This is a genomic window from Stieleria sp., assembly GCF_041595215.1.
In the GTDB taxonomy this organism is placed as follows: Bacteria; Planctomycetota; Planctomycetia; order Pirellulales; family Pirellulaceae; genus Stieleria; species Stieleria magnilauensis.
Genome location: NZ_JBFHKV010001234.1, coordinates 1 through 2,306, shown reverse-complemented (window position 1 = coordinate 2,306; position 2,306 = coordinate 1). Strand labels below are relative to the sequence as shown.

The following is a 2,306-nucleotide window of genomic DNA, read 5'->3' as shown; positions in this document are numbered from 1 at the left end:
GGTCGAAACGTTGTTCTTGCGTCTGCTGTGTCGTTTGCCGAATGCGGAGGAACGCGAAACGTTCACCGCTGCACTGGCCGAGGGTTTTCATAAACGTTTGGTCCCCGACTCTCAGATCACGGTGCCCGAATCGCCCGAGCCGTTGCCGCTGGTGACATGGTTCAATCATTTGCGTCCACGGGCGAACGAGATTCAAGTGGAACTGGAGCGCCGCGTTGCGGCCGGACCACCGCCGGACCCGAGGTTGGAAACGTCTTGGCGTGAAGTCTATGAGGACGTGGTTTGGAGTTTGGTCAACCATCGCGAATTTGTTTGGATACCGTAACTGAGACATGAACATGAAACCTTTCACACGACGCGACGTTCTGGCCGCCGGTGCCGCAACGGCGGGCGGATTAGGCCTGTCGTCACTGGGGCTCGCCAATCCGTCCAGCCAGGACGCAGCCGCCAAGCTGCTCCGCGGCAAGACCGAGCACGTGATCTCGATCTGGCTCGGCGGCGGTATGGGCCAGATCGATACGTTTGATCCCAAACGCAAGGGCGACCCGTCCAAGAAACAAGCCGGTTCGTATTACGAATCGATCGATACCGCCGTCGAGGGTGTGCGCGTGTGCGAACACCTGTCGCAGCTGGCTCCGTTGATGGACCGTGTCACGGCCGTCCGCAGTGTGCATCATGAGATGATCGACGAGCACGCCGCGGCCACCAACCGAATGCACACCGGTCGACCGATCAGCGGAACAGTGACCTATCCGTCGCTGGGTTCGATCATCGCGCACGAACGTGGGGCCGCCGGGGATGGTGCACCGCCGTATGTCTTGATCGGCTACCCGAACGTGACGCGTGGTCCAGGCTTTCTGGGGGCACGTGACAGTTATTTGTATCTGACCGATACCAGCCGAGGCCCGGCCGGTTTGAGTCGTCCCGACGGGATCACGCCGCAGCGGCAATCGCGACGCGAACGGTTTCTGGCGACGCTGCAACGAAACGGCGATCCGACTGCCGAGCAACGGTTGCTCGATTATGACGCGGCGATTCGCCAGAGTTTGGAATTGAGCGGTCCGAGTTTCAACCGTGTGTTCCAACTCGATCGCGAACCGGCCGATCTGCGGGCACGTTACGGCGGCGAGTTTGGTCAGCGCTGTTTGCTCAGCCGGCGGCTGGTTGAGCGTGGGGTGCGTTTCATCGAAGTGTCACACAACTTGAACTTTCTTAACGGTGCCGGCTGGGACGTGCACAACGCCGGGATCTTGCAACAGCATAAGTTGATTCAGGAGATGGACACCGCGGTATCGACGCTGATCCTGGACCTGGAAGAAAAGAAGCTGCTGGATAAAACGCTGATTGTGATCACCAGTGAGTTTGGTCGTCCGCCGGAATTCGACAGCGGCGGTGGTCGCGGTCATCAAGGCACCGCGTTCAGTTGTATCCTGGCCGGTGGTGGTCTGGCACACCGCGGCGCCTGGGGCGAAACGGATGAGCTGTCCAAAAAGATTGTGTCGGATCCAGTCAGTGTGCCTGATTTCTTCGCCACGATCTGTGCTGCGGCCCAGGTCGACTATCGCAAGAACCTCTACGCCGGCGACCGCCCGGTCCCGATCACCGACCGCGGCGAACCGATCGCGGCGTTGCTGCCAGCGTAGTCCTTGATTGAGTGGAGCGAGGCGGGGCGAGAACGGACCATTGACGCGTTCGCAGGTGTTTTGGAGCAGATTTTACTAGATTGGCGGTCGCGAACTTGCCAGAATAGTCGGGTCAGAATCAAAGCATCGGTGCCAATCGGAGAAGAACAGTGAGCCTGCGGACGTCATTCATCCTCGCCAGTATTGTCTTTTGTCTTCAGCCGAATGTCGCATCGTGCGCCGATGACAAACTGCCTGAGGTTCAGTCCTCGGAGCATCTGATTGCCAGCGAGCTTGACCAACATGCGACCGATATCCGATCGATCGACCGACGCTTTGTGGACGCCCGTGGTCGTCTGGAACAATCGTACATTCAAGAACGTAAATCACTCCGCGAAACGCTGATGCGGCGGTTGAACAAGCAGAAAAAGGCTCATACGGAGAAGGGGGAACTGGACATCGCCGTTGCCATCCGCGATCAGATGAAACGAATTGAAGCGACCGAGATTGTTCCGCCGAATCAACAGTCAACCAAAGAGATGGGCTCGCGACCGGCCGGAGCCCCTGCCATCAAGGGAACGTGGCGTTGGAACAACGGTGTTGATATCGAGAATTTGGCCGATGGACAAACCGATGGATCCGGAACGTGGCGATTGATCGATCCTGAGAAGCAGACTTATGAAT

The 2,306-nt window shown here is 58.5% G+C and carries 2 protein-coding genes and 1 pseudogene; all 3 read left to right on the top strand.

Annotated features, from left to right (window positions below; translation table 11 throughout):
• Positions 1-325 (top strand): annotated as a pseudogene (locus tag ABX749_RS30020) (hypothetical protein); the annotation flags it as partial.
• A gap of 13 nt (positions 326-338) precedes the next feature.
• Entirely contained in the window at positions 339-1,643 is a 1,305-nt protein-coding gene (locus tag ABX749_RS30015; protein WP_372899275.1) for a DUF1501 domain-containing protein, read from the top strand.
• Positions 1,644-1,792: 149 nt separating this feature from the next.
• Positions 1,793-2,306, top strand: a 514-nt coding sequence (locus tag ABX749_RS30010; RefSeq protein ID WP_372899274.1) for a hypothetical protein, incomplete at its 3' end; no start/stop codon positions are given.

Coding starts and splice junctions, on each gene's coding strand:
- ABX749_RS30015 (WP_372899275.1), top strand. CDS start 339: ATGAAACCTTTCACACGACGCGACGTTCTGGCCGCCGGTGCCGCAACG.